The organism is Kitasatospora sp. NPDC093102 (assembly GCF_040683915.1).
Classification (GTDB): Bacteria; Actinomycetota; Actinomycetes; order Streptomycetales; family Streptomycetaceae; genus Kitasatospora.
Map to the genome: position 1 here is coordinate 339940 of NZ_JBFBFA010000004.1, position 24660 is coordinate 364599.

Consider the following 24660-nt stretch of genomic DNA (forward strand, 5'->3'; position numbering starts at 1 on the left):
CCGCCAGCACGGTCGCGGCACCGCGCTTCACGGCGTGTCCCGGGAGGATGCCGCGTCCGTCGACGGCGGCGTGCGCGAACCGCGGGTCCCGGCGCCACCGGCGCGCAGCCGGCGGCGTACGGAGTAGCCGGCCAGGCCGACGGCGAGGAGCAGCGTCGCGCCGTTGAACAGCGGCACGGCCCAGAAGTCGGCGCCGAGCTGCCCGATGCCGGCCAGGCCGATGGCGAGGACGGCGACGGCGACCACGGTGCCCAGGCTGTTGGCGCGTCCGGGTTTGATGGCGGTGGAGCCGAGCAGCGCGCCGACGAACGCGGGCAGCAGGTACTCCAGGCCGACGCTCGGGTTGCCGATCTGCTGCTGCGCGGCGAGCAGGACCCCCGCGAAACCGACGACCAGGCCCGATCCGGCGAAGGCGTAGACGCTGTAGCGGCGGGTGGGGATTCCGACGAGTTCGGCGGCGCGCGGGTTGGAGCCGATGACGTACAGGTACCGGCCGAGCGGCAGCCGCTCCTGGAGCAGCCACAGGACGGCCGCGAGCGCGAGCACGTAGGAGGCGGACACCGGCAGTCCGAGGAACGTGGAGTCGTAGAGGTCGGTGAAGGCGGCCGGCAGACCGCCCGTGCCGGGGAGGACCCGGGCGCCACCGGTGATCCAGCCGGTGAAGGCGTACAGGATGCTGCCGGTGCCGAGCGTGGCGATGAAGGAGTCGATCCGCCCGTACTCGACGATGACACCGTTGAGGGCCCCGAAGGCCGCTCCGCCCAGGATCACGGCCAGGCAGGCGAGCGGCCAGGGCCAGTTGCCGTCGACGATGAGCCGCAGCACCGCGACGTGCGCGAGGCCGAGGCCGTAGCCGATGGACAGGTCGAATCTGCCGGTGGCGATGGGGATCGTCGCGCCGAGCGCGAGGATGGCGGGGATCGACTGGTTGGACAGGATCGAGGAGACGTTGTCGAGGGTGGGGAAGGTGTTCGGCAGCGCGACGGAGAAGATCAGGAACAGCAGCGCGGCGAGGGCCGGCAGGCCGTAGCTGCCGATCAGGTGCCCGTGCCGGCGCCCTCGGGGGATCGGCGGAAGGAGCGCGCGGTCATCGGCCTGTCGCACGCCCGTTGCCGTCACCGCCGGTGACGGGAGGCATGGCCGAGGCGGCTGAGGTGAGTTCGGTGGCGGTGAGGGCCGCACCGGTCAGCTCCGCGGTCACCGTCCCGCGGACGAACACCAGGGCACGGTGGCACACGGTGGCGACCTCCTCGAAGTCGGTGGAGACGAGCAGGACCGCGAGGCCGTCGGCAAGCGCCCGGTCGAGCAGGCGGTAGAGCTCGGCCTTGGCGCCGATGTCGATGCCGGCGGTCGGCTCTTCGAGGATCAACAGTCGCCGGTGCACCCGGAGCCACCGGCCGACCATGATCTTCTGCTGGTTCCCGCCGGACAGCGTGGCGATCGGCGCCTCGCTGTCACGGGGGTGCACCGAGAAGCGCTCGATCAGGGCGGCGGCCCGGGCCCGCTCGCGCCGGGGGCTGATCCAGTGCAGCGCCGGCCGGCCGCCCGCCCGGGGGTTCGCCAGAAAGTTCTCACGGACCGTCAGTTCCGCGGCGCAGCCCTCCTCCTGGCGGTTGCCGGCGACCAGGCCGACGCCGGCGCCGACGGCACCGGCCACCGTGTGCGGGGTGTACGGTCGGCCGTCGAGCAGGGCCCGCCCGCCGAGGATCGGACGGGCTCCGGCGAGGGCGCGGCCCAGGTCGACATGGCCGGCGCCGGTGAGGCCCACCATGCCGAGGATCTCGCCGGCGCGCAGCTTGAGGCTGACCGGCCCGGCGTTCGCGGTCCGCACCGCGTCGAGGCTCAGCACCACCGGGCCCTCGGCGGGGGCGGCCGGGGCGGCCCGGTGGCTGACCGGTTCGCGGCCCACGATGTCGTGGACCAGGCGCCGGCGGCTGCGGCCGGAGAGCGGTCCGGAGCTGATCAGACGGCCGTCGCGCAGGACGGCGAAGGTGTCGGCAACCTGGTGGACCTCGTCGAGCCGGTGGGTGACGTAGACGATGCCGTGCCCTCGGTCGCGCAGGGTGCGCAGGACGGCGAAGAGCCGGGCGCAGTCCGCGGCAGGGAGGCCGGCGGTCGGCTCGTCCAGGACGATGAGCTCCGCCCGCGTCGCCAGCGCGCGGGCGATGGCGACCAGCGAGCGCTCGGCGGGGGCGAGGTCGGCGATTCGCGCGTCGGCGTCGAGGTGCCCGGCGATCAGGGCGAGGGCGTCGGCGCAGCGCTCCCCGGTCCGCCGCCAGGAGATCAGCCCGTGACGGCGCGGGTAGCCGGCGACCAGGGCGATGTTCTCGGCGACCGTCATCCACTCGACGAGACCGAGGTCCTGGTGGATGAAGGCCATGCGGCGGGCGGCGGCCTCGGTGCCGAGCGGGTGCCCGGCCACCGTCACCTCGCCCCGGTCCGGGCGGTGGATCCCGGCGAGCGTCCGGATGAGGGTGGACTTGCCGGCGCCGTTCGGACCGAGCAGGGCCAGGACGCTGCCGCGATGGATGTCGAGGTCGATCCCGGCCAGCGCGGGAGTGCCGCCGAACCGCTTGCCGAGACCGCGGATGCGGACGAGTGGGCCGCGGCACGCGGGTGGGCCCGCCGGGGCGTCGGGGGTGTCGTGCATGGACCACCGTTCCTACCAGCCCGGCCCGGCCGCCGTGGTGCTGACACGCCACGGTGGCCGTTGGTGCCCGGAGGGCTGGTCATTCGATTTCGGGAATGTCGGCGAACTGGTTCTCGAAGAGGTGGCTCTCGAAGAGGTCGGGGACGCCGTCGGACGCCTCCAGGGCGCATTCGGCCCAGATGACCTTGCCCCTGGCCGTGTAGCGGGTGCCCCAGGCCTGGGTGAGCTGGGCGACGAGGAACAGACCGCGGCCGCCCTCGTCGGTGGTGGCCGCGTGGCGCAGGTGGGGGGCGGTGCTGCTGCCGTCGGAGACCTCGCAGATCAGGGCGCGGTCGTGGATCAGACGGACCTGGATGGGCTCGATGCCGTAGCGGATGGCGTTGGTGACCAGCTCGCTGAGCAGCAGTTCGGCGACGAAGGCGACCTCGTCCAGCCCCCAGTCGCCCAGGCGGCGGGCGGCGGCGGCGCGGATGTCGCCGACCCGGGCCGGGTCGGCGGGCAGGTCCCAGATGGCGATCCGGCCGGGGTCGAGGGCGTGGGTGCGGGCGACGAGCAGCGTGACGTCGTCGGCCGGGTGCTCGGGTACCACGGCCTCCACGACCGTGCGACAGGTGTCCTCGGGTGAGCGGTTCGGGTGGGCCAGGGCGGTGCGCAGGCGGTCGAGGGCCGCGTCGGGGTCGCGGTAGTGGTCTTCGAGGAGTCCGTCGGAGTAGAGGACCAGCTGGCTGCCTTCGGGGAGGTGCAGCTCGGCGGTCTCGAACGGCAGGCCGCCCAGGCCGAGCGGGGGCCCGGCGGGGAGGTCGGGAAGGGTGACCGTGCCGTCCGGGTGGACCACCGCGGGTGGCGGGTGACCGGCGCGGGCCAGCGTGCAGCGCTGCGAGGTCGGGTCGTAGACGGCGTACAGGCAGGACGCGCCGACGATGCCGTCGTTGCCGGTGGCGGGCGCCGCGCCGTCCTCGTCCCGGTCCAGGCGCCCCACGAGGTTGTCCAGGTGGGTGAGGAGCTCGTCGGGGGCGAGGTCCAGTTCGGCGAAGTTGTGCACGGCGGTGCGCAGGCGGCCCATGGTGGCGGCGGCGTGCAGCCCGTGGCCGACCACGTCGCCGACGACCAGGGCGACCCGCGCACCGGAGAGGGGGATGACGTCGAACCAGTCCCCGCGCACCCCGGACTCGGCGGGCAGGTAGCGGTGGGCGACCTCGATGGCGCTCTGCTCGGGCAGGCTGCGCGGGAGCAGGCTGTGCTGCAGGGCCAGGACCATGGCGTGTTCGCGGGTGTAGCGGCGGGCGTTGTCGATGCAGATGGCGGCGCGGGTGGCCAGCTCCTGGGCCAGCGAGCGGTCGTCGTCCCCGTAGGGGGCGGGGTTCCGGGCGCGGTAGAAGGCGGCGATGCCCAGCACGACGCCGCGGGCCAGCAGCGGAACGGTGATGAGGGAGTGGATGTGGTGCTCGAAGAGGCGCTCGGCCGCCTCGGGGTCCTGCGAGATCCAGCCGGCGGCACTGCGCAGATCGGGTTCCAGCACCGCCTGCCCGCCGGCCAGGCAACGGCGGTGGGGCGTGGTGGGGCTGAGGTCGACCCGCTCGCCGACCCGGTAGAAGGGGCGGGCGGCGCCGATGCCGTGGACCACCGTGCGGTGCAGCTCGCCGGCGGCGTCGGTGGGCTCCTCACCTCGCAGGACGCTCTCGGGCAGGTCGATGGTGACGTAGTCGGCCAGCCGCGGGACGGCCATCTCGGCGAGTTCCCAGGCGGTGCGGGTCACGTTCAGGGTGGTGCCGATGCGGGTGCTGGCCTCGGTCAGCAGCTCCAGTCGGCGGCGGGCCGCGACGGCGTACTGTCCCACGCCCGGCTCGCCCAGCAGCAGCAGCCTGGTGGCTGCGCCGCGCTCGGGGGCGGACGGCGCCTCGGCCCCGCGGTCCGACGCCCCCACGAGGTCCCCGAGCGGTGGGCCGGCGGTGGTCGTGGCGGGCGCCGGGAGGCCGACCGGCCGACCGGCCTGGTCGGGGGTGACGAGCCGGGGCAGCGAGTCGCCGCACAGGATCGCCTCGATGACGAAGCCCTCCACCCCGGACGAACTGACCACCGGGCGGCTCAGCAGGGTGGCCCGCCGCCCCTGGGAGAGGGTCACCTCGACCGCGGTGCGGCGGGCCGAGGAGATCAGCTCGGTGGCCATCTGTTCGAGCAGTATCCGGTCGTGCCGGTCCAGACCGCTCCGGGGCAGCTCGTCCAGACCGACCAGGCGCCCGTCCCCGGCCGCCTGGTCGGTCTGGGCACGGCGCCTGGAGTCGAGGTACGCGCGCAGCAAGGTGCGCTCCCGCGCCGAGCTCTGCGCCAGCAGGCGCCGCTCGATGGCGGAGGCGGCCTTGCGGATCAGGACCTCCATCTGCGGGTCCGCGTAGGCGCGCGGATAGCCGAAGCAGAGGACCCCCTCGATCCGTCCGCTGAGGGGGTCGCGGACGGGGATCGCCGTGCAGGCGTTCGACTGGCCGCGCTCGGCGAAGTGCTCGGCGCCGAAGACCTGGACGAGCCGCCGTTCCGTGAGTGCCAGCCCGATGCCGTTGGTCCCGCCGTACTGCTCGGCGAACACGAAGCCCGGGACGCTCTGGATCGCGGGCAGCTGCCTGGCCATGGACGCTTCGCCGAAACGGCGCTCCAGCACCGCCCCGCCCCCGTCGGCCAGGGCCACGTTCATCCGGCTGCCGGCGAACCTGGATGCCAGCCGGTCCAGCACGGGTCTGGCCGCGCGGACCAGCCGGCCGTCCAGGTCGATGTCCGGCCGGTACGGGAGCTCGGAGCCGTCCGGGGAGATCCCCAGCGACTGGCAGCGTTGCCAGGAGTCCAGGATCAGATTCCGCACGCCGCCCTCGACCGGTTCACCGAGCATGAACCGCTCACGGGCCCGTACGGGGCCGGTCCCCGCCTCGTCCGAAGCCGTCATGACCGCCACAGCGCTCGCATTTCCGCAGACCTGCACCCTTCGATGCAATATTAGGACTTTGCCCGTTCTGCGGTGCTTGTCACCGGATCGCGCACACTCCCCGGGCACGGTGGCGGCAGTACGGCCCTCACCGCATCATCGGCAGAGCGGGGGACGGGTTGAGGAGTGCCATGACCGGCGCCGACGGGCCGGCGACGCCCCGTCGACGGCGTCCGCTCGCCGGTCCACGTGCCGTGCCGGCCGTGCTCCGGGCAGCGCTGTCACCACTCGTCGCCGTAGTCGGTCACAAGGAAGCTGCCCACGGCGCCGTCGCCACCGAACACGCCCCAGCGGCCGGTGGTACGGGTCACGACGCCATTGGTGGCGCCGTAGGGCCCCACGGTGGCGACCGGAGCGCCGTTGTCACAGGAAAAGCCGCGGAAGACGTGGACGACCTTCCGACTGTCGTTGAAAATGCTGAAGCTGCTGGAGCCCAGTCCGCTGGCAGCGGTGATGCATCCCTCGGTGGAGGCGGAGTACGTACGTTCGTTGAAGTAGATCCTTCCCTCTTTCTCATGGCCGTGGTCGCGTCCGCCGTCATGGCGGTCGTGGCCCTCACGCTTCTCCCCGTCCTCGCTGCCGCCGCCCTCGACAGCCTCGGCCGGGGCGGCTTGCTGGACGGGCGGAGCCGCCGGCTGGACGGCCGGGGGCTCCGGGGCGGCCTGCTGGACGGGCTGGGCCGCCCGCTGGGCAGACGGGGGCGCCGAGGTGGATCCGGCGGTCAGGGTGTAGGTGATACCGGTGGTCGCAAGGGCCGCCGCGCCTACTCCCGCAGCGGCCACAACCAATGTGCGCGTGCGCATGTCACTGTCTCTCTGTCTCTCTGCCTCACGGACGTCGACCGGGTGACCGATCTGCGATGAACGTAATGACAGCCCTTATGACTGTCATGTCGGACATGTCCGAGGTGTGACACCATGAGTCCAGCCAGGTGAAAACGCGGCACGTACCGCATGCCGGTGGAATTCCCGCACCTCAAGCGACCCGGAGCGGCTACGGCTGGTAAGTCGGTCACCACGCATCGGTCAGCACGCCTGCGCTCGCCGACACCCAGGAGCACAGTGGGGACATGGAAGTCCGAGCACGCGCGGCCCGCCACCAGCAGCGCGGGCAACGGAGCTGGGCGCTGCTGCTGATTCCGCTTGCCCTCATCTCGGTGATCACCGTGGTCGATCTCCACTCCCCCACCACCATCCACCTCGGCCCGCTCCTGGTGATCGCCCCTGCCCTCACCCCCTCGTTCGCCCGCCTCCGCGCGACCGCCCTCGTCGGAGCCCTGGCCATCGCCGCTCAGGTCCTCATCGCCTTCCTCCACGGCGGCTTCACCACCAGCAACCACATCGCGCAGATCGTCGCGCTGACCGTCCTGTGCGTCCTGATCGTCATCTTCACCGCCGTCCGCGAACACCGGGCCGGACAGCTCGCCCGCGCCCAGTCGGTCGCCGAAGCCGCCCAGCGCGCCCTGCTGCGCCCGCTGCCCGAACAGATCGGGCCGCTTCGGATCGCCACGATGTACCTCGCCGCCGAAAAAGAGACACAGATCGGCGGCGACCTCTACACCGCCACCCGCATCGCGGGCGGAACCCGCATGGTCATCGGAGACGTCCGGGGCAAGGGCCTGGCCGCCGTCGGCGAGTCGGCCCTGCTGGTCAGCGCCTTCCGCCTCATCGCCGCACAGCACGACACCCTGGCGGACCTGGCGTCCACGCTCGACCACAACGTGGGGCGCTACCTCACCGACTTCGCCCAGGAGAGCGGCGACATCGTCGAGCACTTCATCACCGCGATCCTCCTCGACCTGCCCGACGACGAACCCGTCGCCCACATGACCAACTGCGGACACCCGCCGCCCCTCCTGCTGCGCAACGGCCGCGCACGGCCCGTCGACTCCGTGCCGGCCGCTCCGCCCCTCGGCGTGAACGACCTCGGCGACGGCAAGTACCCGAGCGACAACTTCCCGTTCGAGAGAGGCGACACCCTGCTCCTGTACACCGACGGGGTCACCGAGGCACGCGACGGCACCGGCGAGTTCTACCCGCTCGCCGATCGCGCCGCCCACTGGACCAGATGCTCCCCCGAGGCACTCGTCCACCACATCCGCCGCGACCTCCTCGCTCACGTCGGCCACCGCCTCGACGACGACGCGGCCGTCATCGCCATCCGGCGCGCCGAACCCATCGCCGCCCACCCCGCCGAGCCCGGTCGGAACCCGCCCCCTCTGCGAGAGTGATCCAACGCCGAGCCGGACGGCCGTCGAACAGCGGCCGTCCGGGGCGCCTGGCTACCGCCAGCGGACGCACAGGTCCTTCAACCCGTTCTGGAAGTTGGAGACCAGCCGCTTCGGTGGCGCGTCCGAAGCGAGCTCCAGGCCGGGCAGGTCGGCGACGATCCGGCGGATCAAGGCCGACATCTGGATCCTCGCGAGTCGCGCTCCCACGCAGAAGTGCGGGCCGAACCCGAAGCTGACGTGGTCGTTCGGCGTGCGGGTGATGTCCAGCCGGTCCGGGTCGGGGAAGACCGATTCATCCCGGTTGGCGGAGGCGTGATGGACGACCACCTTGTCTCCGCTGCGGATCGGCCTCCCGGCCAACACCACGTCCCGGGTGGCGGTGCGCCGGAACTCCAGCACCGGCGGCCAGAACCGAAGCAACTCCTCCACCGCCGAAGGGATCAGGTCAGGCCGTCGGGACAACCGGTCGTACTGGTCGGCGTGGGTGAGCAGGGAGTACAGACCGCCGGGCAGGCCGTTACGCAGCGTCTCGTTCCCGGCGACGGCGAAGAGGAAGAACATCGTCTCGAACTCGGTGGCGGTCAGGCCGGCTTCGCGCATGCGGGCGACGATGGTGCCCGGCGGCGGCTGTTCGGCGAGCGCGTGGGCGTACCCGAGCATGTCGGCGAGGGCCGTGCGGGAACGCGGGTTGACCGGGCGACCGTCGGGGGCGGTGAGGACGGCGGGGCGGCGGGCGAGCGCGGCCCGCCCCAGATCGGTGAGGCCCGACGGATCGGCCGTGCTCGACCGGGCGTAGTCGGGATCCTGGTAACCGATCACCCGGTTCGACCAGTCGACCAGGAGCCGGCGGTCCTGCTCCGGCACGCCGAGGATCCGCGCCAGCGTCCACACCGGCAGGTCGGCGGCGATCGGCACGAAGTCGGCCTCGCCCAACGGGCGGATCCCGGCGACGAGTTCGGCCGCGCGCTGCTCGACGGTCACGGTCAACTCGTGCAGCGCCCGCGGGGTGAACGCGGCCGCGACGGCCCGGCGCAGCCGGGAGTGGTCGGGCGGGTCCTGGTTGAGCATCATCGTGCGGGCGAAGGCCAGGTCGGCGGGCGTGTCCGGGTCCCTGATCTGGGTCGCACCGAGGTGGGAGGAGAAGTCCTCCGGGCTGCGCAGCACGTGCTTCACGTCCGCGTGCCGCAGCACCGCCCAGTAGCCGGGCCCGGCCGGCCAGTCCCCCACCGCCGGTTCCTCCACCCAGCAGACCGGTGCTTCGGCCCGCAGCTCGCGGAACAGGTCGTACGGCACGCCCTCGGCGTACGTGTCGGGGAGGAAGATCCGGTTCGCCCGTGCCTGGTCGAAGCCCATACCCACCGACCGTACGCCGTGCACCGGCGGCCCACCAGGACGCGGGATGCCGCGGCTGCGCCGATCGCCGGCCGGGATCCCGTAGGGTCGGCCAATGGCGAAGTACTTCGACGTGCACCCAGAGTCCCCCCAGCCGCGCACCATCAGCACCGTGGCGGACGGTCTCCGGTCCGGGGCCCTCATCGCGTACCCGACCGACTCCTGTTTCGCCCTGGGCTGCCGGTTGGACAACCGCGACGGCCTCGAACGGATCCGGTCGATCCGGCGCCTCGACGAGCGCCACCACTTCACTCTGATGTGCGTGGACTTCGCGCAGCTGGGGCAGTTCGTCCAGCTCGACAACAACGTCTTCCGCGCCGTGAAGGCCGCGACACCGGGCAGCTACACCTTCATCCTCCCTGCCACCAAGGAGGTTCCGCGCCGTCTGATGCACCCGAAGAAGAAGACGGTGGGAGTCAGGATCCCCGACCACGCCGTCACCAGGGCCCTGCTCACCGAACTCGGTGAGCCCCTGGTCTCCAGCACCCTGGTCCTCCCCGGCGAGGACGAACCGATGACCCAGGGGTGGGAGATCAAGGAGCGGCTCGACCACGTGCTGGACGCCGTGGTGGATTCGGGCGACTGCGGCACGGAACCGACGACGGTCGTCGACTTCTCCGGCGGCGGACCGGAGATCGTCCGGCGCGGGGCCGGCGACCCCTCCCGCTTCGAGTGACGGACCGGGCACACCCTCGGACGCCCGGATGAAGCGGTGGAGATGTTCCGCCGGGCAGTGGCGGACCTTGACCGTGTCCTCGGACCGGACCATCCGGACACCGTGCTGGCGAAGACGAACCTGCTCGAAGTCGCCGACGGTCCTCAGCCCGAGGCCGCCCAGGACAGCAGCAGCCGCAGCCCGTCGTCCGAGGGCGAGCCCGGGTCGGCGGTGTAGGTGACCAGGGCCCGGCCGGGGTCGTCGGCCGGGCGGAGGGTGTCGTAGACGAGGTCGAGGGTGCCGGTGCCGCCGGTGTGTGGTTCATGCCGTTCACCCTCGCGACGCACGCCGCGCCGGAACCAGACCCGCTTCGACCGTAGGTCCGGGGAAACCACCCTGCCGACCGGGAATCGGAGCGACCAACGGGTGGTTGGGCCAAGGTGACGGTCCAATACGGCACTCGCGAAGAGGGACTTCCCATGAAGATCGGCATCATCGGCGCGGGCAACATCGGCGGCAACCTGACGCGTCGGCTGACGGCGCTGGGGCACGAGGTATCGGTGGCCAACTCCCGTGGCCCGGAGACGCTCACGGCGCTGGTCGACGAGACCGGGGCGAAGGCGGTGACGGTCGCCGAGGCCGCCCAGGGGGCGCAGGTCGTGGTGGTGACGGTGCCGTTGAAGAACGTGCCGGACCTGCCCGCCGGGCTGCTGGACGGCGCCGCCGAGGGCGTGGCGGTGATCGACACCGGCAACTACTACCCGAAGGAGCGCGACGGCCGGATCGACGCGATCGAGGACGGCGGTGTCACCGAGAGCCGCTGGACGGAGCAGCACCTCGGGCACAAGGTGGTGAAGGTGTTCAACGGCACCTACGCGCAGGACCTGCTGGAGCGCCCGCGCCCGGCGGGCGACCCTGAGCGGATCGCCGTGCCGGTCGCGTCGGACGACGAGGCGGCCAAGCGGGTGGTCCGGGCGCTGGTGGACGAGCTGGGCTTCGACACCGTGGACGCGGGCGGGATCGACGAGTCCTGGCGCCAGCAGCCGGCCACCCCGGTGTACGGGCTGCGCGCCGGCACCGAGGCGGTGACCCGGGCGCTCGCGGAGGCGTCCCCGGAGCGCCCGGCCGCCCACCGGGCCTGAGTCACCGGAGCCGGCGCGCCCCCTCCGCCGGGACGACGGTGAGGGTGCGCGGTTCGGCGTACCCGGCCGTGCGGAACGCGGCGGTGACCTCGGCGGCGACGTGCTCGGCCGCGTCGGCGTCCACCAGGGCGATGACCGAGCCGCCGAAGCCGCCGCCGGTCATCCGCGCGCCGTGGGCGCCGGCGGCCAGGGCGGCCTCGACGGCGAGGTCGGTCTCCGGGCAGGAGACCTGGTAGTCGTCGCGCAGCGAGGCGTGCCCGGCCGTGAGGATCGGGCCGAGCGCGGCGAGGTCGCCGGCGTCCAGTCGGGCGACGGCGGCCTCCACGCGGGCGTTCTCGGTGACCACGTGCCGCACCAACGGAACGAGTTCCGAAGGGAGTCGGGCGAGCGCTTCATCCAGCCCGGACGGCCGGAGCGAGCGCAGCGCGGGCAGCCCGAGCAGGGCGGCGGCACGCTCGCAGCCGGCCCGCAGCGCGGCGTAGGCGCCGTCCCCGAGGTCGTGCTTCACCCGGGTGTCCAGGACCAGCAGGGCGAGACCCGCGCCCGCGAGGTCGACCGGCACCTGACGCATCGCCAGGTCCCTGCTGTCCAGGAACAGCGCGGCCCCGGGGCGGCAGCACATCGAGGCCATCTGGTCCATGATCCCGCAGGGCACGCCGACGAAGGCGTTCTCGGCCCGCTGCGCCAGCACCGCCAGCTCCGCGGCCGGGAGCCCCAGCCCGTACAGGTCGTTGTACGCGGCGGCGACGACGCACTCCACCCCGGCCGAGGAGGAGAGCCCGGCGCCGCTGGGCACGTCGCTGTCCAGCCGGAGGTCCGCCCCGCCGACCTGGTGCCCGGCCTCGCGCAGCGCCCACACCACGCCGGCCGGGTAGCCGGCCCAGCCGGGCACCGAGCCCGGGGCGAGGTCGTCGACCCGGAGGGCGACGAGTTCACCGCCCTGGGCGGACCAGAGCCGCAGCAGCCCGTCCGTCCGGCGGGCGGCCTCGGCGCGGACGGCCTGCGGCAGGGCGATCGGGAGGACGAACCCGAGGTTGTAGTCGGTGTGTTCGCCGATCAGGTTCACCCGGCCGGGGGCGGCCCACTCCCCCTCGGCCGGCCGGCCGTACAGCTGCGCGAACATGTTCATGCGGCGACCTCCCGCAGCCGGCGGGCCGCGTCCTCGGGGGTGACGTCGTTGACGAAGGCGTCCATGCCGGACTCCACCCCGGCCAGGTACTTGAGCTTGTCAGCGGTACGGCGGATGGTGAACAGCTCCAGGTGCAGGGCGAGTTCGTCCCGCTGCCCGGCGGGGGCCTGGTGCCAGGCGGAGATGTACGGGGTGCGGCCGGCGCCGAAGAGCCGGTCGAAGCGGCGCAGCAACTCCAGGTAGAGGGAGGGGAATTCGTCCCGCTGCTCGGCGTCCAGGGCGGTCAGGTCGGGCACCCGGCGGTGCGGGTACAGGTGCACCTCGTACGGCCAGCGGGCGGCGAACGGGACGAAGGCCGTCCAGTGCGTCCCGGCGAGGACGACGCGGTCGCCGTGGGCGCGTTCGGCGGCGAGCAGGTCGTCGAACAGGTTGCGACCGGTGGCGGCGCGGTGTTCGGCGGCGCGGGCGGCCATCCGGGCGGTGCGCGGGGCGGTGAAGGGCAGGGCGTAGATCTGGCCGTGCGGGTGGGCGAGGGTGACGCCGATCTCGGCGCCGCGGTTCTCGAAGCAGTAGACCTGCCGCACGCCGGGCTGCGCGGCGAGTTCGGCGGTGCGGTCGGTCCAGGCGTCCAGGACCAGCCGGGCGCGCTCGGGGGTGAGGTCGGCGAAGGAGGCCTCGTGGTCGGCGGTGAAGCAGACCACCTCGCAGCGCCCGGCGCCGGGGCCGCTGGTCCACAGGCCCTCGGCGGCCCGGAGGGGCTCGGCGGGCGGGCCGGCCAGCGAGGGGAAGCGGTTCTCGAAGACGGCCACCTGGTAGTCCTCGGCCGGGATCTCGCTGAGCCGCCCGTCCCGGGACGGGCAGAGCGGGCACTCCTCGGCCGGCGGCTGGTAGGTGCGCGCCTGGCGGTGGGCCGCGATGGTGACCCAGTCGCCGGTGGCCGGGTCCAGCCGGACCTCGGAGCCGGGGGTCTGCGGGTCGAGCGGCCGTTCGTCCACCGCGCTCCGGGCGGCGGCGGCACCGCTGTCGTAGTAGATCAGCTGCCGACCGTCCGCGAGGGTGTTCACGGTCCTGACGGTGGGCTGGGTCAGGGACGTCCCGGGCATGGCCCTTCTTCCTCTGAGTGAAGCCATTGGAATCAACAGAAAGCTACAATCTCAAACATTATCCACCAGAGCCACTCATGGAAGTGGTCGAAGGAGGGCCTCCCGATGGCTGACAGCGCCCAACCGCTCGCCGGACAGCGCCGCGTGCTGATCCTGGAGCAGATCCGCGCGCGCGGCGGGGTCCGGGTCACCGAACTGGTCCGCGACCTCGGGGTCTCCGACATGACGGTCCGGCGAGACCTGGACGCACTGGCCCGCCGCGGCCTGGTGCACAAGGTGCACGGCGGCGCGGTACGGGTCGAGGCCCCCGCCACCGGCGAGCCCGGGTTCGAGACCAAGGCGAACTGGGAGCTGCCCGCCAAGGACGCGATCGCCCGGGCCGCCGCCGCCCTCGTGCCGCCGGGTTCGGCGGTCGGGCTGGCCGGCGGGACGACCACCTTCGCGGTGGCCCGGCACCTGCGCGGGGTCGAGGGACTCACCGTGGTGACCAACTCGCTGCGGATCGCCGAGCTGCTGGAACAGCCCGCCGAGGACGGCACCCCGGCCACCGCCACGGTGATCCGCACCGGTGGCGTACGGACCCCCTCGGACGCACTGGTCGGGCCGGTGGCCGACCAGGCGATCCGTTCCCTGCACGTCAACCTGCTGATCCTGGGCTGCCACGGACTGTCCCCCGAGGCCGGGCTGACCACCCCGAACCTGGCCGAGGCGGAGACCAACCGCACCTTCCTCCGGTCGGCCCGCCGGGTGGTCGTGGTGGCCGACCACACCAAGTGGAACGCGGTCGGCCTGGCCTCCTTCGCCGGCCTGGACCAGCTGGACGTCCTGGTCACCGACGACGCCCTGCCCGCCGAGCAGCGGGCGGCCGCCGCCCGGCTGGTCGGCGAGCTGATCGTGGCGCCGACGACGGACGACGCGAACCGGCCCGGCTAACCGGACCAGCCCGATCAGCCGGACCGCTGCGCCCGGCCGGACCGGCCCGAACTCCCCCGCACCACCAGGTCGGTGGGCAGCTCCAGCCCCTGCGCCGGCGCCGCCTCCCCGCGCACCTGGTCCAGCAGCCGGCCGACCAGAGCCACGGCGATCGTCCGCAGCGGCAGCCGGACCGAGGTCAGCGCGGGGTGGAGGTGGCGGCAGAGCGGCGTGTCGTGGAACCCGGTGACGGCCACCCCGTCGGGCCCGACCACCAGCCCCTCCGCCCGGACGGCCTCGGACAGGTCCAGCGCCAGCAGGTCGCTGCCGGCCGCGAAGGCGGTCGGCCGGTCGGGCCCGCGCAGCAGCCTCCTCACGGACGCCACCACGGAGCCCGCCGCAGCCGTCTCCGCGCCGCCCGTCGCCACCGCGGACAGGCCCAGGCGCTGTGCCTCGGCCAGGAAGCCGACCCGCCGCGCCGCCATCCAGGGCAGCTCCTCGGCGGCGCCGAGGTAGCCGATCCGGCGGTGGCCGAGTGACGCGAGGTGCCTCACCACCTCGGCCATCGCCGCCTCGTTGTCGATGTCCACCCAGTGCTGCGGCGCTCCCGGCCCGGTCCGCCCGAAGCTGACGAACGGGACGCCGAGCCGGGCCACATGGGCGATCCGGACGTCCTCGTGCAGCACGTCCGCCAGCACCAGTCCGTCCACCTGACGGGCCGCCACCAGTTCGTCGATCGCGGCCACCGGGTCGGCCGTGCCCTGCCCCGGCCGGAACAGCAGCACCCGCTGCCCGGCCGCCCCGGCCGCGTCGACCAGGGCCTCCAGGAAGCCGGCCATCAGCGGGTTGGGGTCGAGCGGATCGTCCACCGGGGCGAGGTAACCGATGGTGCGCCGGGCCCCGCTGCGCAGCGAGCGGGCCGACTGGTCGGGCTGGTAGCCGAGTTCGCGGATCGCCGCGTTCACCCGTTCCAGAGTCTCCGGGCGCACCCGCTGGGGTGCGTTGAGCGCGTTGGAGACGGTCTGCCGGGAGACCCCGGCCGCCCGGGCGACCTCCTCGATCGTGGTGGCGCCGCGGCGCGGCCGGCGCGGTCCCTCGGGCATGCGGTTCTCCAGGGGTGGTCGGGGCTCAGGACGGGTGCCGGCGGCGGTCCGGCGCCCCGAGCGGTTCAGGCTCGGCGCAGGGTCAGCAGCCCGCCGCGCGGCACGGCGATCGCGTCCGTCCGGTCCAGCTCGGCCTCGCCCTGCCGGACGATACGCCCCCGGGCGTCCTGCACGGTCACCGCCGCCTGTCCGCGGCCGCCGGTGAGCCGGACGTCCGGGTCGGCGTCGGCGTTGGCCACCAGCAGGGTGCGCCAGTCGTCGCCGGAGACGTCGACCGCCAGCGCGGCGTAGCGGGCGACGGCCACGGTGCCGGTGCCGCGCGCGGTGACCATCGGGTAGCCGAGGTCCGGGCGGGCCGGGAGCAGTTCGCCGAGCTGGAGGGTGGGGGTGTGCTCACGGAAGACGCCGAGCCAGAAGGCGATGGCCTCGCGCTGGGCCTCGGTCTGGGTGGCGAGGTCGACGGAGACCTGCGGCACCGAGAACAGCACGTTGATCAGGTGGCAGGCGACCTGCTCGGCCGGCTCGCCCCGGTGCCACATCAGCATGTCGGCGTGGACCGGGACGGGCCCGGCGGCCAGCCGCACGTCGATGGTCCGCTGCCGGTTCTCCTGCGGGCTGAGCGGGCAGTCGGTGGCACGGATCATGGTGGCGTACGGCCACAGGCCGGGGCTGACGTACGGCTGGCGGTGCTCGATCATCGCCTCCGGGTCGGCGGCGGTGATCCGGCGGCGGATCTCGGCGAGCAGCCGCTCCACGCCCTCGTCCACGCTCTCGCAGTCCGCGCCGGGGCCGGCCGGCGGGGCGTCGACGCGGGCGAACCAGTCGACGAAGTCCACCTTGAGGCCGTCCATTCCCCACTCCTCGACGGCCCGGGCGAGCCGGTCGGTGAGGAAGGCCCGGACCTCGGGCTGGCGCGGGTCGGCGACGATCGCGCCCATGTGGGCGGCGTCGGCCAGCACGTGGTGGCCGATCCGCCGGTACGCGGCGCTGTCCTTGCCGATGAACGGCAGCGCGTACCAGAGCATGTAGCGCACGCCCAGGTCGTGCACCCGCTGGACGTGGGCGGCGGTGTCGGGCAGCGAGACCGGCTCCCAGTCCCCGCAGTGGGCGTAGCCGCGGGTGCGGTCGGCGGTCATCCAGCCGTCGTCCACGATGATCACGTCCAGGCCCAGCTCCTTGCCGAGCGCGGCCTGGGTCTCGACGCCCTTGGGCGTGATGTCCTGGTGCATCGAGTACCAGGTGGAGTACGCGGGGCGGCGGGCGGCCTCCGGGATGTCGGCCGTGCGGCCTTCGCCCCACCAGGCGGCGAGGTCGGCCAGGGCGCGGCCGAAGTGCCGGCGGGAGGTGTCGATCCGGACGGTGAGCCGGTCGGTGGCCTGGGCCCAGAACCGGAACTCGCCGGTCTCCTCGACCACTCCGGCCCCGGCCAGCACGTCCGGGCGCCCGGCGGCGAAGGCGCACAGGGCGACGTCCCCGGTGCCGACCAGCGCGGCGATCGGCGCGCCGTTGGCCAGCGAGGTGCGGCGCGGGGCGCTCCAGGCGGCGGGCAGCCAGCCGGTGCCGCGCGGCTCGGGGGTCCACAGGGCGGTGGCGTCGACGCAGGGCACCCGCCATTCGATCCGCACCTCGCCCGCGCCCTCGGCGGTCACCTCCACCACCCCGTCGGCGATGCCCTGGGCGGTGCCCGTCCCGCTCACCCGCAGGTCCAGGCCCTCGGCGTACAGCGGGTGCAGGCCGCCGGCGGCGCTGGGGGCGTGCGGCTCCCAGACCTCGGCCGTGCTCGTGCCGGTCGTGGCGGCGCTCGTCGTGTCGCTCGTGCTCTCGGTCATGCTCAGCCCTTCGTGGCACCGGCCAGCAGGCCGGAGATGAACTGCCGCTGGAGGACCAGGAAGAGGACCATCATCGGCAGGGTGGACAGCGCGGTGCCGGAGAGGATCGCGCCGTAGTCGGTGTTGGACTTGTTGCCGTGCAGCGTCGCCAGGGCGACCGGCAGGGTGTGCATCTCGGGGCTGCGCAGGGCGATCAGCGGCCAGACGAACTGGTTCCAGGAGCCCAGGAAGAGGAAGATCGACAGCGCCGCCAGCACCGGCCGCATGACCGGCACCACCACGCTGAACAGCACCCGCAGTTCGCCCGCGCCGTCGACCCGGGCGGCGTCCAGGAGTTCGTCCGGCAGGCTGCTCAGCGACTGCCGCATCAGGAAGATGGCGAAGGGCACGCACAGGCCGGGCAGGATCAGCGCCTGGTAGGTGTCCAGCAGGCCGAAGTCCGTCATCATCTTGAACAGCGGTACCAGCAGGACCTGTTCGGGCACCACGAGGGTGGAGAGCAGCAGGGCGAAGAGCAGGGTGCGGCCGCGGAAGCGGAACTTGGCGAAGGCGTAGCCCGCGAGCAGCGCCACGACGAGGGCACCCAGCGTCTGGACTCCGGCCACCAGCAGGGAGTTTCCGAGCACCCGGAGCAGACCGATCTTCTGCTCCAGATGGCTCAGGTTCTCGCCGAGGGCTCCGCCGGGCAGCAGCTTCGGCGGCCAGTCGAACACCTCGGTGTCCTTGCGGGTGGAGGAGACCACCAGCCAGTAGAAGGGGGCGATCGACAGCCCGGTGATGCCGGCGAGGAGGAAGGTCAGCGGCCAGCCACGCAGCTTCTTGAGGGTCGCGCTCCTCCTGCGGGGCGCGTTCTTCTTGAGGGTCGCGCTCCTCCTGCGGGGCGCGTTCTTCTTGAGGGGCGCGCTCCGGGAGGTCACGGTTTCGGAGGTCACGGTCTTGGAGGTCACTTCTCGCGCTCTCCCATCAGGCGCATCTGGACGGCGCCGAGCACCGACACGAGCAGGGTGAGCGCGTAGGCGATGGCGGAGGCGTAGCCGAAGTCGAAGTACCGGAAGCCGTTCTGGTACAGGTACATGGAGACGGTCAGGGTGGCGTTGTCCGGCCCGCCGCCGGTCAGCACGTACGGCTCGTCGAAGAGCTGGAGCGTGCCGATGGTCGAGAGCACGACCGTGAACAGCAGCACCGGGCGCAGCGCGGGGACGGTGATGGAGGTGAAGCGGCGGATCGGGCCGGCGCCGTCGACCATCGCGGCCTCGTACAACTCCCTCGGGATCGACTGGAGTCCGGCGAGGTAGATGACGGCGTTGTAGCCGGTGTAGTGCCAGGTGAGCACCAGGACGACGGCCATCCGGGCCCAGACGGGCTGGCCCAGCCAGTCGACGGAGGGCAGTCCGACGGCGTTCAGCAGCCAGTTGACCGCGCCGTCGTCGCCCTTGAGCAGGTAGGCGAACATCACGCCGGTGGCGACGAGGCCGGTGACCGAGGGCATGAAGACGCCGAGCCGCCACACCGTACGCCAGCGCACCAGCACGGAGTTGATGCCGACGGCCATCAGCAGGGCCAGTCCGAGCATCAGCGGGACCTGCACGACGAGGATCTCGCCGGTGTTGCGCAGGGCCGTCCAGAACAGCGGGTCGTCCAGCAGGCGCTGGTAGTTGGCGATGCCGGCGTTGTGGGTCGCGGAGCCGGAGCCGGTGGTGAAGGACAGCAGCAGCGAGTCGATGATCGGGTAGGCCTTGAACACGCCGAAGGTGATCAGGGCGGGGGCGAGCAGCAGGTACGGCACAGCGGCGCGGCGCCGGCGGGCCCAGCGGAGGCCTGCGGATGCTCTCGCGGAGGCGGCGGGCGGGCTGGCGGCACTCATGCGATCCCGCGCCCGGTCTGCTGGGCGAGCTGCTTGGCGGCGTCCTGGAGGACCGCGGCCGGGTCGGCGCCCTTGAGGAGGACCTTGACCTGGGCGTCGCTGACGAGCTTGAGGGCGCGGGCGTAGTCGCCGGAGTAGTTGGTGGGGTCGCCGCCGTCGGTGGCGAGGTCGGCGAAGGTCTTGAGCACCGGCTGGCCGCCGTAGTAGGCGCTCGGCGCGGCGTACAGCGGGTCGGTGTAGGCCTCGGTGAGGGCCGGGAAGACGCCGCCCGCGTTGAACATGGCGTTCACCGAGGCGGGGCGGGTGACGGCGTACTCGACGAACTTCCAGGCGGCGCGGCGGCGCGGGCTGGAGGAGGCGACGGCCAGGTGGGTGGAGTTGACCAGGGCGGTGCGCTTGCCGCCGGGGGTGACCGCCGGGGGCTTGGTGAGCCGCCAGTTGCCGCTCTGGTCGGGGAACTTCTTCTCCAGGTAGTGCGCGACCCAGGCGGGCATCGCGGCCACCGCGAGCTTGCCGGTCTTCATCACGGGCGGCCAGCTCTGGACACCGGGGGTGTCGCCGATCAGCCCGGCCTCGTCCAGCCGCTTGACGATGGTCAGGGCGCGGACGGCCGGCTCCGAGCCGATGGTGATCTTGCCCTGGAGGTCGAAGTAGAAGGCGCCCTGGAGCTGCATCAGGGACTGGAGGAAGTCCAGGTCGGGGGTGGGGTTCGCGGCCCTGTTGAGGCCGATCAGGGCGATGCCGGGGTTGGCGGCCTTGAAGCGGTCGGCGACGGCCAGCAGGTCGTCCCAGGTGGCGAGGGACTCAGGGTCGATGCCCGCCTTGTCGAAGTAGTCCTTGCGGTAGAAGAAGCCGAGCGGGTTGACCTCCCAGGGCAGCGCGTACGCGTGGCCGTCCTTGCCGGAGACGACCGGCCACAGCCCCTTCGCGAACTTGTCCTTGTGTGCGTCGGCACCGAACGAGGAGAGGTCGGCCAGGCCACCGGGGAACTTCTCCATGTAGCCGGGCAGGTAGTCACAGCCGATGTGCAGGACGTCGCCGAGGCCCTGGCCGCCGGCCGCCATCCCGACGGTGATCTTGTCCCAGATGGCGGGCTCGCCGATGTCCTGGACGTCGACCTTGATCCCCGGGTTGTCCTTCTCGAAGGCCGGGACGATCCCGCGCAGGGCGTCGGCGGCGGTGGCCCAGGACCAGACGGTGATCGTGCCGGTGTCGGCGTCCCCACCGGAGGCGCCTCCCGAGCCGGAGCCGCCGCCGCAGGCCGCGAGGGTGCCGCCGGCGGCGACGGCCAGCAGGCCGGCTCCGGATGCGCGGAGAAGGTCGCGACGGGAAAGGTGTGACATTGCATTCCTCTCGGTGGGGTGGCGCCGGAAGGCTGTGATGCGAAGGGGGTGAAACGAAGGGGATGGCGGGGGCTGCGGGGGTGCTCGACTTTTTTTGAACGTTCAAACACACAAAACAGACCAGAACCAAACAGGTTCCAACGAGCGGACACAGCAAACGCCCGCCCTCCCCGTGCCGTCAAGCCCCGAGCGCGGGAAGGGCGGGCTCCGCAACCGTTCTGTTATCAGCCGGCGGCTCGACCTCGCCGGCCGGACCGGCGCGGGGCCCGTCGGCAGACCGGTCGACGAGCCGGTCCTGACGGTCCGTCCTCGCACCCTCCCACGGGGACGGACGGTGACTGGTGGATCCCGTATCGGTTTCCGGCCAGGTTTGTCATGTATATCTCCAGCACCGACCGGTCCGCCGTTTGTCCGACTAGGGTCGGTCCAGCTCCGCAGCACGGCGCCGCACGGCCCTCGCGCGGCGCTTCGCGGACCTGTCGATTGGACCGGTGAGAAGTGAACATCAAGTATCGCCATGTGCTCGGTCGTTCATGGATGACGGCAGTCCGGGGACGGCTCGCCGCCGCGGCGGGGGTGGTCACCCTGCTGGTGGCCGTCCTCACCGGCGCAGCCGCCGGCACGGCCGGTGCGGCGGCGGGTCCGGCACCGGTCGCCGCCGTCCAGGCGTCGCCCGGGTGGGTCTGTCCCGGTACGCCCATACCTGACGGCTATGTGATCACCCAGCGCCAGCCGAGCGGGTGCAACAACGCCGGCGCCTGGTACATCCAGCCCGTGAAGAACGGCATCTGGACCTGTGCCACCTCGCCGATTCCGCCCGGCTACGTGATCACCCTCCACAACGCCACCGGCTGCAGCGGCATCGACTACTGGTTCCTGGAGCTGCCCCGCGACGGCCAGTACACCTGTGCGGGTTCGCCGATCCCGCCCGGCTACGTGCTCACCGGCCACATGAACTCCGGCTGCGGCAACATCGGCTCGTGGTTCCAGCAACTGGCCCGCGTCGGCGAGTACATGTGCCCCTACCAGCCCGTTCCGGCCGGCTTCCGCGCCGGCGCCTACAACGCGAGCATGTGCAGCGGCCTCGGGGGCTGGTACCTGCTCGCCGCCTGATCCGATCGCCGCCGGCAGGCACCGCACAGCACGTGGTGCCTGCCGGCGGCGCACCTGTTCCGGGGGCCCGCCGTCGCGCGTCACGGCCTTCCACGCACCGTCGCACCGACGCACCGACGCACCGCCGCACCGCCGGTCGGGCGCCGCCGGAGGAGAGCGAAGGAACGGGTTCAGTCCTCCGCCGGGAGGGCAACCCCGTCGGCACGGGGGAAGACCGTCCCCGGGGTGACCGGGATCCCGCGGGACATCGCCTCGAAGTCCAGGATCGGATGGGTCAGGATCTCCTCGACCTCGTCGGTCAGCAGGTTGCCCAGGATGAACTCCTCCTCCGCGCCCGACCCGAAGGTGACGACCTGCCCGCTCGACTGGATCATCCAGTTCAGCAGCTCCCGCTCGCTGCTCTCCGCGAGGTGGATCTCCCGGCCGGGGTGGTCGCGCCGGATCCCCTCCACGACCGCGCGGACGTCCTCCACCGCCACCCCGAGCCTGCGGACCGTGGCCGGCGACGCCCGTCGGCCCCACCACTGGAAGACCACCCACTGGGCGACCGAGGGGTGGGACATGATCTCGGCGGCGAGTGCGGGCAGTTGGTGGAGGTTCTCGGCGCTCGCCACGGTGTGCACCCGCACCCGGTCGAAGCCCTCGGCGTCGCACAGGGCGAGGGAGTCCAGGAGCGCTCGGAGGAGGCCGGTGTCCGGGCTGCGGCGGAAGGCGCGCTGCACGTCCGCGGTGACGGCGTCCAGCGGCAGCCGCAGCGAGGACAGCCCCCGCAGCCGGGCGAGCTTCTCGGCGGTGAGCGTGTAGCCGGTGGTGTCCAGGCCGACCTTGAGGCCACTGGCGACGGCGTCGTCGACCACGTCGAAGATCGGCGGCCAGAGCAACGGGTCGCCGCCGGCCAGGACCAGGTCGCTGGTACCGTGCGCGGCCAGCTTCCCGACGATCCGCCGGGCCTGGGCGAGGTCGATCTGCTCCGCGGCGAACGGGTTGTAGCAGCCCTGGCAGGACATCGGGCAACGGTTGTTGATCGACCAGTTGACCCGCCTGACCCGGCGGCCGGCGCGCGACCGGTCGGCCCGGCTGCGGATCCCGGCCACGAGGTGCGCCAGGCGCCGGGCCTGCGGGAGGGTGGCGCCCGTGAGCAGTTCCCCGGCCCGTTCGACGGCGGCCGCGGTGGCGTTGTTCTGGAGCAGCAGGAACGCCAGGCGCCACCGCATGGTCTCGTCCGCAGGGTCCTCCCGCAGGGCCTGTTCGACCCGCTTGGTCAGGGCACCGAGATAGACCGGGTTGAAGTTGGCCGGCTCCAGGCGCCGTTGGAAGTCGTCGGCCGTCGACCCGCGCTCCAAGGACCTGTCGTAGCCGGCCCGCAACGGGTGCGGGGGCAGGATCTCCACGTGCCGCCGGGTGGACATGGGTTGCTCTCCAGGGTCGGTCGGTTCGGGGGTGTCGGTCAGTTCGGGGGTGTCGGTCAGTTCGGCACGGACGGAAGCAGGATGACCATCGAGTCGGCGGACGACAGCCCCATGCCCTCGACGAAGACCGCGTCGCGGACGAGCTGCGCGATGGCGGGGTGCGTGGGGGCGTCGAGGTAGCGGGCGGTGGATTCGAGCGGGGTGACGCCGCGTTCGGCGATCAGGGTGCGCAGCGCGCGCGGGAGGTTGTCGAGGTCGTCGCGTATCTGTGCCAGGTCGAACCGGTCGGCCAGCCGCATCGCGGCCCTGCGGGCCTTGGCGAGGTTGGTCGTCGGGTCCAGGACCGTCGCCTTCGCCAGGTAGTACGGGACGGGCTGCATCATCCAGGCCAACGCCGTGCGCGGGTCGTCCTCGTCGTGGCCGGGACAGGAGAAGGCGTCCGATCCGAGCCCGAGGCCGTCGCAGAACCACTCGGGCCGCATGCTGATCCGGTAGTGGGCGTGGCCGGCCTGCCGGAACGCCGGGAGCCTGGCGATGACGGACGTCGTCTCGATCCGGAAGGTGTCGGAGATCCGCCGCATCTTCCGTCCCACCACGGCACGGACTTCCGGCACGTCCGCGTCCTCGGCCACGACGTGGACCAGGTCGAGATTGGAGACGATGTCGCCGCTCGCCCCCGTGCGATGGTCTCCACGGGCCAGCGAGCCGGTCGCCGCCACCGACATGCCGGTCACGTCGGCGAACTCGCGGGCCAGCTCCTGGAACAGCAGGGGGACGTCTTCGGGTCTCACGTAGCTCCTCGGGTGTCGGCGGTGGCGGCGAAGGTGAGACCCTTCGCCCTCTCTTCCAAGTCCGGTTACATCGTGGAGAGTTCGCATTCAGACGCGCAGGCGAACGGCTGCGCAGGGACCGAATTCACCGTCAACAGCGGCATGGCCGTCCGGGACTCGAAGGACACGAACGGCCCGGCACTCGCCTTCTCCCCCGACGCACGGACGGCCTTCATCACCGCGCTCAAGGCCGGCGAACTCCCCGACGCCTGAACGCACCTGCGCGGGAAGTCGGCCCACTCGACTTCTCGCACAGCCTTGTTCAGAGCAGCCCGTCGGTGTTCTCGCACTTCAGGAAGCCGTTGGCCGTTCCCTTGACACCCGTCAGCTGGCTGATCGGCATGTCGACGATCTTGATGGTGTCCAGGGTGCGGCTGGCCGTCGCACCGACCGGGGTCTCTGCGCTCCACACGACGGCGGTCGCATCCTCACCGGCGGTCAGCAGCACGTTCGCTTTCCCGTCACCGTCGAACGTGACGATCAGGCCCGCCTTCGCGGATCCGGTGCCCTCCGCGGTCAGGACCAGCCTGCCGGACGGGGACTTGTTCCCCAGGCAGGCGCCCGCCTCGAACTGGTAGGTGGCCCCGTCGGTGCCGGCGATGGTCATGGAGTTGGCGGCGCCGGCGGGAGCAGCGCCCCCCGATCCGCCGGCCGCCTTCGGGGGGGCCGTCGACTTCGGCCCGTCGGCCGGCGCCGAAGCGGCGGCGGTGTCCGGTGCGGCGGGCTTCGCGGACGAGGGTGAAGGGGAGGAGGATCCGCAAGCCGTGAGCAGGAGGGCAGAGATGCCGACGATCGCAGCGGAGTACACACGAGTCATTCGAATCATGGACAGAATGTAACGCTCTTGTATGACAGAACGTCAGTCGAATGTTCACAACTTCGTCCCGGCCCAAAGGCATCGAAGCGCCGGCCGAAGGACGGACGCCTTCGGAGCACACGTCAGGGGAACGGCGATGCACCGGACCAGAAGGAGCAGTTTCAGGCA

Annotated in this window: 22 protein-coding genes and 1 pseudogene; 7 read left to right on the forward strand and 16 right to left on the reverse strand. The window is 72.5% G+C overall.

The window, feature by feature from the left end:
• Window positions 1-27: 27 nt before the first annotated feature.
• The 4 genes from AB0O11_RS09180 to AB0O11_RS09195 all read right to left on the reverse strand — a co-directional run bounded on the left by AB0O11_RS09180 (window position 28) and on the right by AB0O11_RS09195 (window position 6424).
• Complete coding sequence (locus tag AB0O11_RS09180) at window positions 28-1104, reverse strand: ABC transporter permease (RefSeq protein WP_363383511.1); 1077 nt, start codon at window positions 1102-1104, stop codon at window positions 28-30.
• Window positions 1088-2650, reverse strand: coding sequence for a sugar ABC transporter ATP-binding protein (locus AB0O11_RS09185; RefSeq protein WP_363383513.1), 1563 nt, complete (start codon window positions 2648-2650; stop codon window positions 1088-1090). The genes AB0O11_RS09180 and AB0O11_RS09185 overlap by 17 nt, the downstream gene beginning before the upstream one ends.
• 79 nt (window positions 2651-2729) lie before the next feature.
• Window positions 2730-5582 carry a SpoIIE family protein phosphatase gene (locus AB0O11_RS09190; RefSeq protein WP_363383515.1) on the reverse strand — a complete coding sequence of 951 codons (2853 nt, stop codon included), beginning with the start codon at window positions 5580-5582 and terminating at the stop codon, window positions 2730-2732.
• Window positions 5583-5842: 260 nt separating this feature from the next.
• The gene (locus AB0O11_RS09195) at window positions 5843-6424 is read right to left on the reverse strand and encodes a hypothetical protein (RefSeq protein WP_363383516.1); all 582 of its coding nucleotides are present in this window, start codon (window positions 6422-6424) and stop codon (window positions 5843-5845) included.
• 266 nt (window positions 6425-6690) lie between these two features.
• Here AB0O11_RS09195 and AB0O11_RS09200 point away from each other — a divergent pair, with 266 nt between their 5' ends.
• Window positions 6691-7851, forward strand: a complete 1161-nt coding sequence (locus AB0O11_RS09200) for a PP2C family protein-serine/threonine phosphatase (protein WP_363383518.1) — start codon at window positions 6691-6693, stop codon at window positions 7849-7851.
• A 51-nt stretch (window positions 7852-7902) separates the two neighbouring features.
• On the opposite strand, the gene AB0O11_RS09205 is transcribed toward AB0O11_RS09200, so the two are convergent.
• Window positions 7903-9204: a cytochrome P450 gene (locus AB0O11_RS09205; protein ID WP_363383520.1), complete on the reverse strand. Its 1302-nt coding sequence runs from the start codon at window positions 9202-9204 to the stop codon at window positions 7903-7905.
• A gap of 94 nt (window positions 9205-9298) precedes the next feature.
• Between AB0O11_RS09205 and AB0O11_RS09210 the strand changes: the two genes are divergently transcribed.
• Window positions 9299-9919 carry an L-threonylcarbamoyladenylate synthase gene (locus AB0O11_RS09210; protein WP_363383522.1) on the forward strand — a complete coding sequence of 207 codons (621 nt, stop codon included), beginning with the start codon at window positions 9299-9301 and terminating at the stop codon, window positions 9917-9919.
• 27 nt (window positions 9920-9946) lie between these two features.
• Window positions 9947-10135, forward strand: a pseudogene (locus tag AB0O11_RS09215) (tetratricopeptide repeat protein); the annotation flags it as partial.
• Here the strand turns inward: AB0O11_RS09215 and AB0O11_RS09220 are convergent.
• A complete protein-coding gene (locus AB0O11_RS09220) occupies window positions 10063-10449 on the reverse strand; it encodes a hypothetical protein (RefSeq protein ID WP_363383524.1) in 387 nt (128 codons plus the stop codon). The pseudogene AB0O11_RS09215 and the gene AB0O11_RS09220 sit on opposite strands and share 73 nt — an antisense overlap.
• On the opposite strand from AB0O11_RS09220, the gene AB0O11_RS09225 reads away from it, so the two are divergent.
• Window positions 10378-11040 carry an NAD(P)-binding domain-containing protein gene (locus AB0O11_RS09225; protein WP_363383526.1) on the forward strand — a complete coding sequence of 221 codons (663 nt, stop codon included), beginning with the start codon at window positions 10378-10380 and terminating at the stop codon, window positions 11038-11040. The genes AB0O11_RS09220 and AB0O11_RS09225 overlap by 72 nt on opposite strands.
• A gap of 1 nt (window position 11041) precedes the next feature.
• Here AB0O11_RS09225 and galK read toward each other — a convergent pair whose 3' ends face one another.
• Together galK and galT are read right to left on the reverse strand one after the other, a co-directional pair.
• The gene (gene galK / locus AB0O11_RS09230; protein WP_363383528.1) at window positions 11042-12169 is read right to left on the reverse strand and encodes a galactokinase; all 1128 of its coding nucleotides are present in this window, start codon (window positions 12167-12169) and stop codon (window positions 11042-11044) included.
• Window positions 12166-13272, reverse strand: a complete 1107-nt coding sequence (galT, locus tag AB0O11_RS09235; protein ID WP_363383529.1) for a galactose-1-phosphate uridylyltransferase — start codon at window positions 13270-13272, stop codon at window positions 12166-12168. Before galT ends, galK begins: the two co-directional genes overlap by 4 nt.
• A 105-nt stretch (window positions 13273-13377) precedes the next feature.
• On the opposite strand from galT, the gene AB0O11_RS09240 reads away from it, so the two are divergent.
• A complete protein-coding gene (locus AB0O11_RS09240) occupies window positions 13378-14205 on the forward strand; it encodes a DeoR/GlpR family DNA-binding transcription regulator (RefSeq protein ID WP_363383531.1) in 828 nt (275 codons plus the stop codon).
• Between the two features lie 14 nt (window positions 14206-14219).
• On the opposite strand, the gene AB0O11_RS09245 is transcribed toward AB0O11_RS09240, so the two are convergent.
• The 5 genes from AB0O11_RS09245 to AB0O11_RS09265 all read right to left on the reverse strand — a co-directional run bounded on the left by AB0O11_RS09245 (window position 14220) and on the right by AB0O11_RS09265 (window position 20323).
• Entirely contained in the window at window positions 14220-15287 is a 1068-nt protein-coding gene (locus AB0O11_RS09245) for a LacI family DNA-binding transcriptional regulator (protein WP_363383533.1), read from the reverse strand.
• 65 nt (window positions 15288-15352) lie between these two features.
• Window positions 15353-17116 (reverse strand): glycoside hydrolase family 36 protein, encoded by a 1764-nt coding sequence (locus tag AB0O11_RS09250; RefSeq protein ID WP_363383535.1) that lies wholly within the window; start codon window positions 17114-17116, stop codon window positions 15353-15355.
• A gap of 2 nt (window positions 17117-17118) precedes the next feature.
• Window positions 17119-18063, reverse strand: a complete 945-nt coding sequence (locus tag AB0O11_RS09255) for a carbohydrate ABC transporter permease (RefSeq protein WP_363383537.1) — start codon at window positions 18061-18063, stop codon at window positions 17119-17121.
• On the reverse strand, window positions 18060-18980 hold the full coding sequence (locus AB0O11_RS09260; protein WP_363383538.1) for a sugar ABC transporter permease: 921 nt from the start codon (window positions 18978-18980) through the stop codon (window positions 18060-18062). Before AB0O11_RS09260 ends, AB0O11_RS09255 begins: the two co-directional genes overlap by 4 nt.
• On the reverse strand, window positions 18977-20323 hold the full coding sequence (locus AB0O11_RS09265; RefSeq protein WP_363383540.1) for a sugar ABC transporter substrate-binding protein: 1347 nt from the start codon (window positions 20321-20323) through the stop codon (window positions 18977-18979). Before AB0O11_RS09265 ends, AB0O11_RS09260 begins: the two co-directional genes overlap by 4 nt.
• 537 nt (window positions 20324-20860) lie before the next feature.
• Here AB0O11_RS09265 and AB0O11_RS09270 point away from each other — a divergent pair.
• On the forward strand, window positions 20861-21436 hold the full coding sequence (locus AB0O11_RS09270) for a hypothetical protein (RefSeq protein WP_363383542.1): 576 nt from the start codon (window positions 20861-20863) through the stop codon (window positions 21434-21436).
• Window positions 21437-21606: 170 nt separating this feature from the next.
• On the opposite strand, the gene AB0O11_RS09275 is transcribed toward AB0O11_RS09270, so the two are convergent.
• Both AB0O11_RS09275 and AB0O11_RS09280 read right to left on the reverse strand, forming a co-directional pair.
• Window positions 21607-22845 (reverse strand): radical SAM protein, encoded by a 1239-nt coding sequence (locus AB0O11_RS09275; protein WP_363383544.1) that lies wholly within the window; start codon window positions 22843-22845, stop codon window positions 21607-21609.
• Window positions 22846-22901: 56 nt separating this feature from the next.
• Window positions 22902-23636 (reverse strand): hypothetical protein, encoded by a 735-nt coding sequence (locus AB0O11_RS09280; RefSeq protein ID WP_363383545.1) that lies wholly within the window; start codon window positions 23634-23636, stop codon window positions 22902-22904.
• Between the two features lie 72 nt (window positions 23637-23708).
• Here AB0O11_RS09280 and AB0O11_RS09285 point away from each other — a divergent pair, with 72 nt between their 5' ends.
• Window positions 23709-23888: a DUF397 domain-containing protein gene (locus AB0O11_RS09285; protein ID WP_363383546.1), complete on the forward strand. Its 180-nt coding sequence runs from the start codon at window positions 23709-23711 to the stop codon at window positions 23886-23888.
• Between the two features lie 49 nt (window positions 23889-23937).
• On the opposite strand, the gene AB0O11_RS09290 is transcribed toward AB0O11_RS09285, so the two are convergent.
• A complete protein-coding gene (locus AB0O11_RS09290) occupies window positions 23938-24282 on the reverse strand; it encodes a hypothetical protein (protein ID WP_363383547.1) in 345 nt (114 codons plus the stop codon).
• Window positions 24283-24660 lie beyond the last annotated feature (378 nt).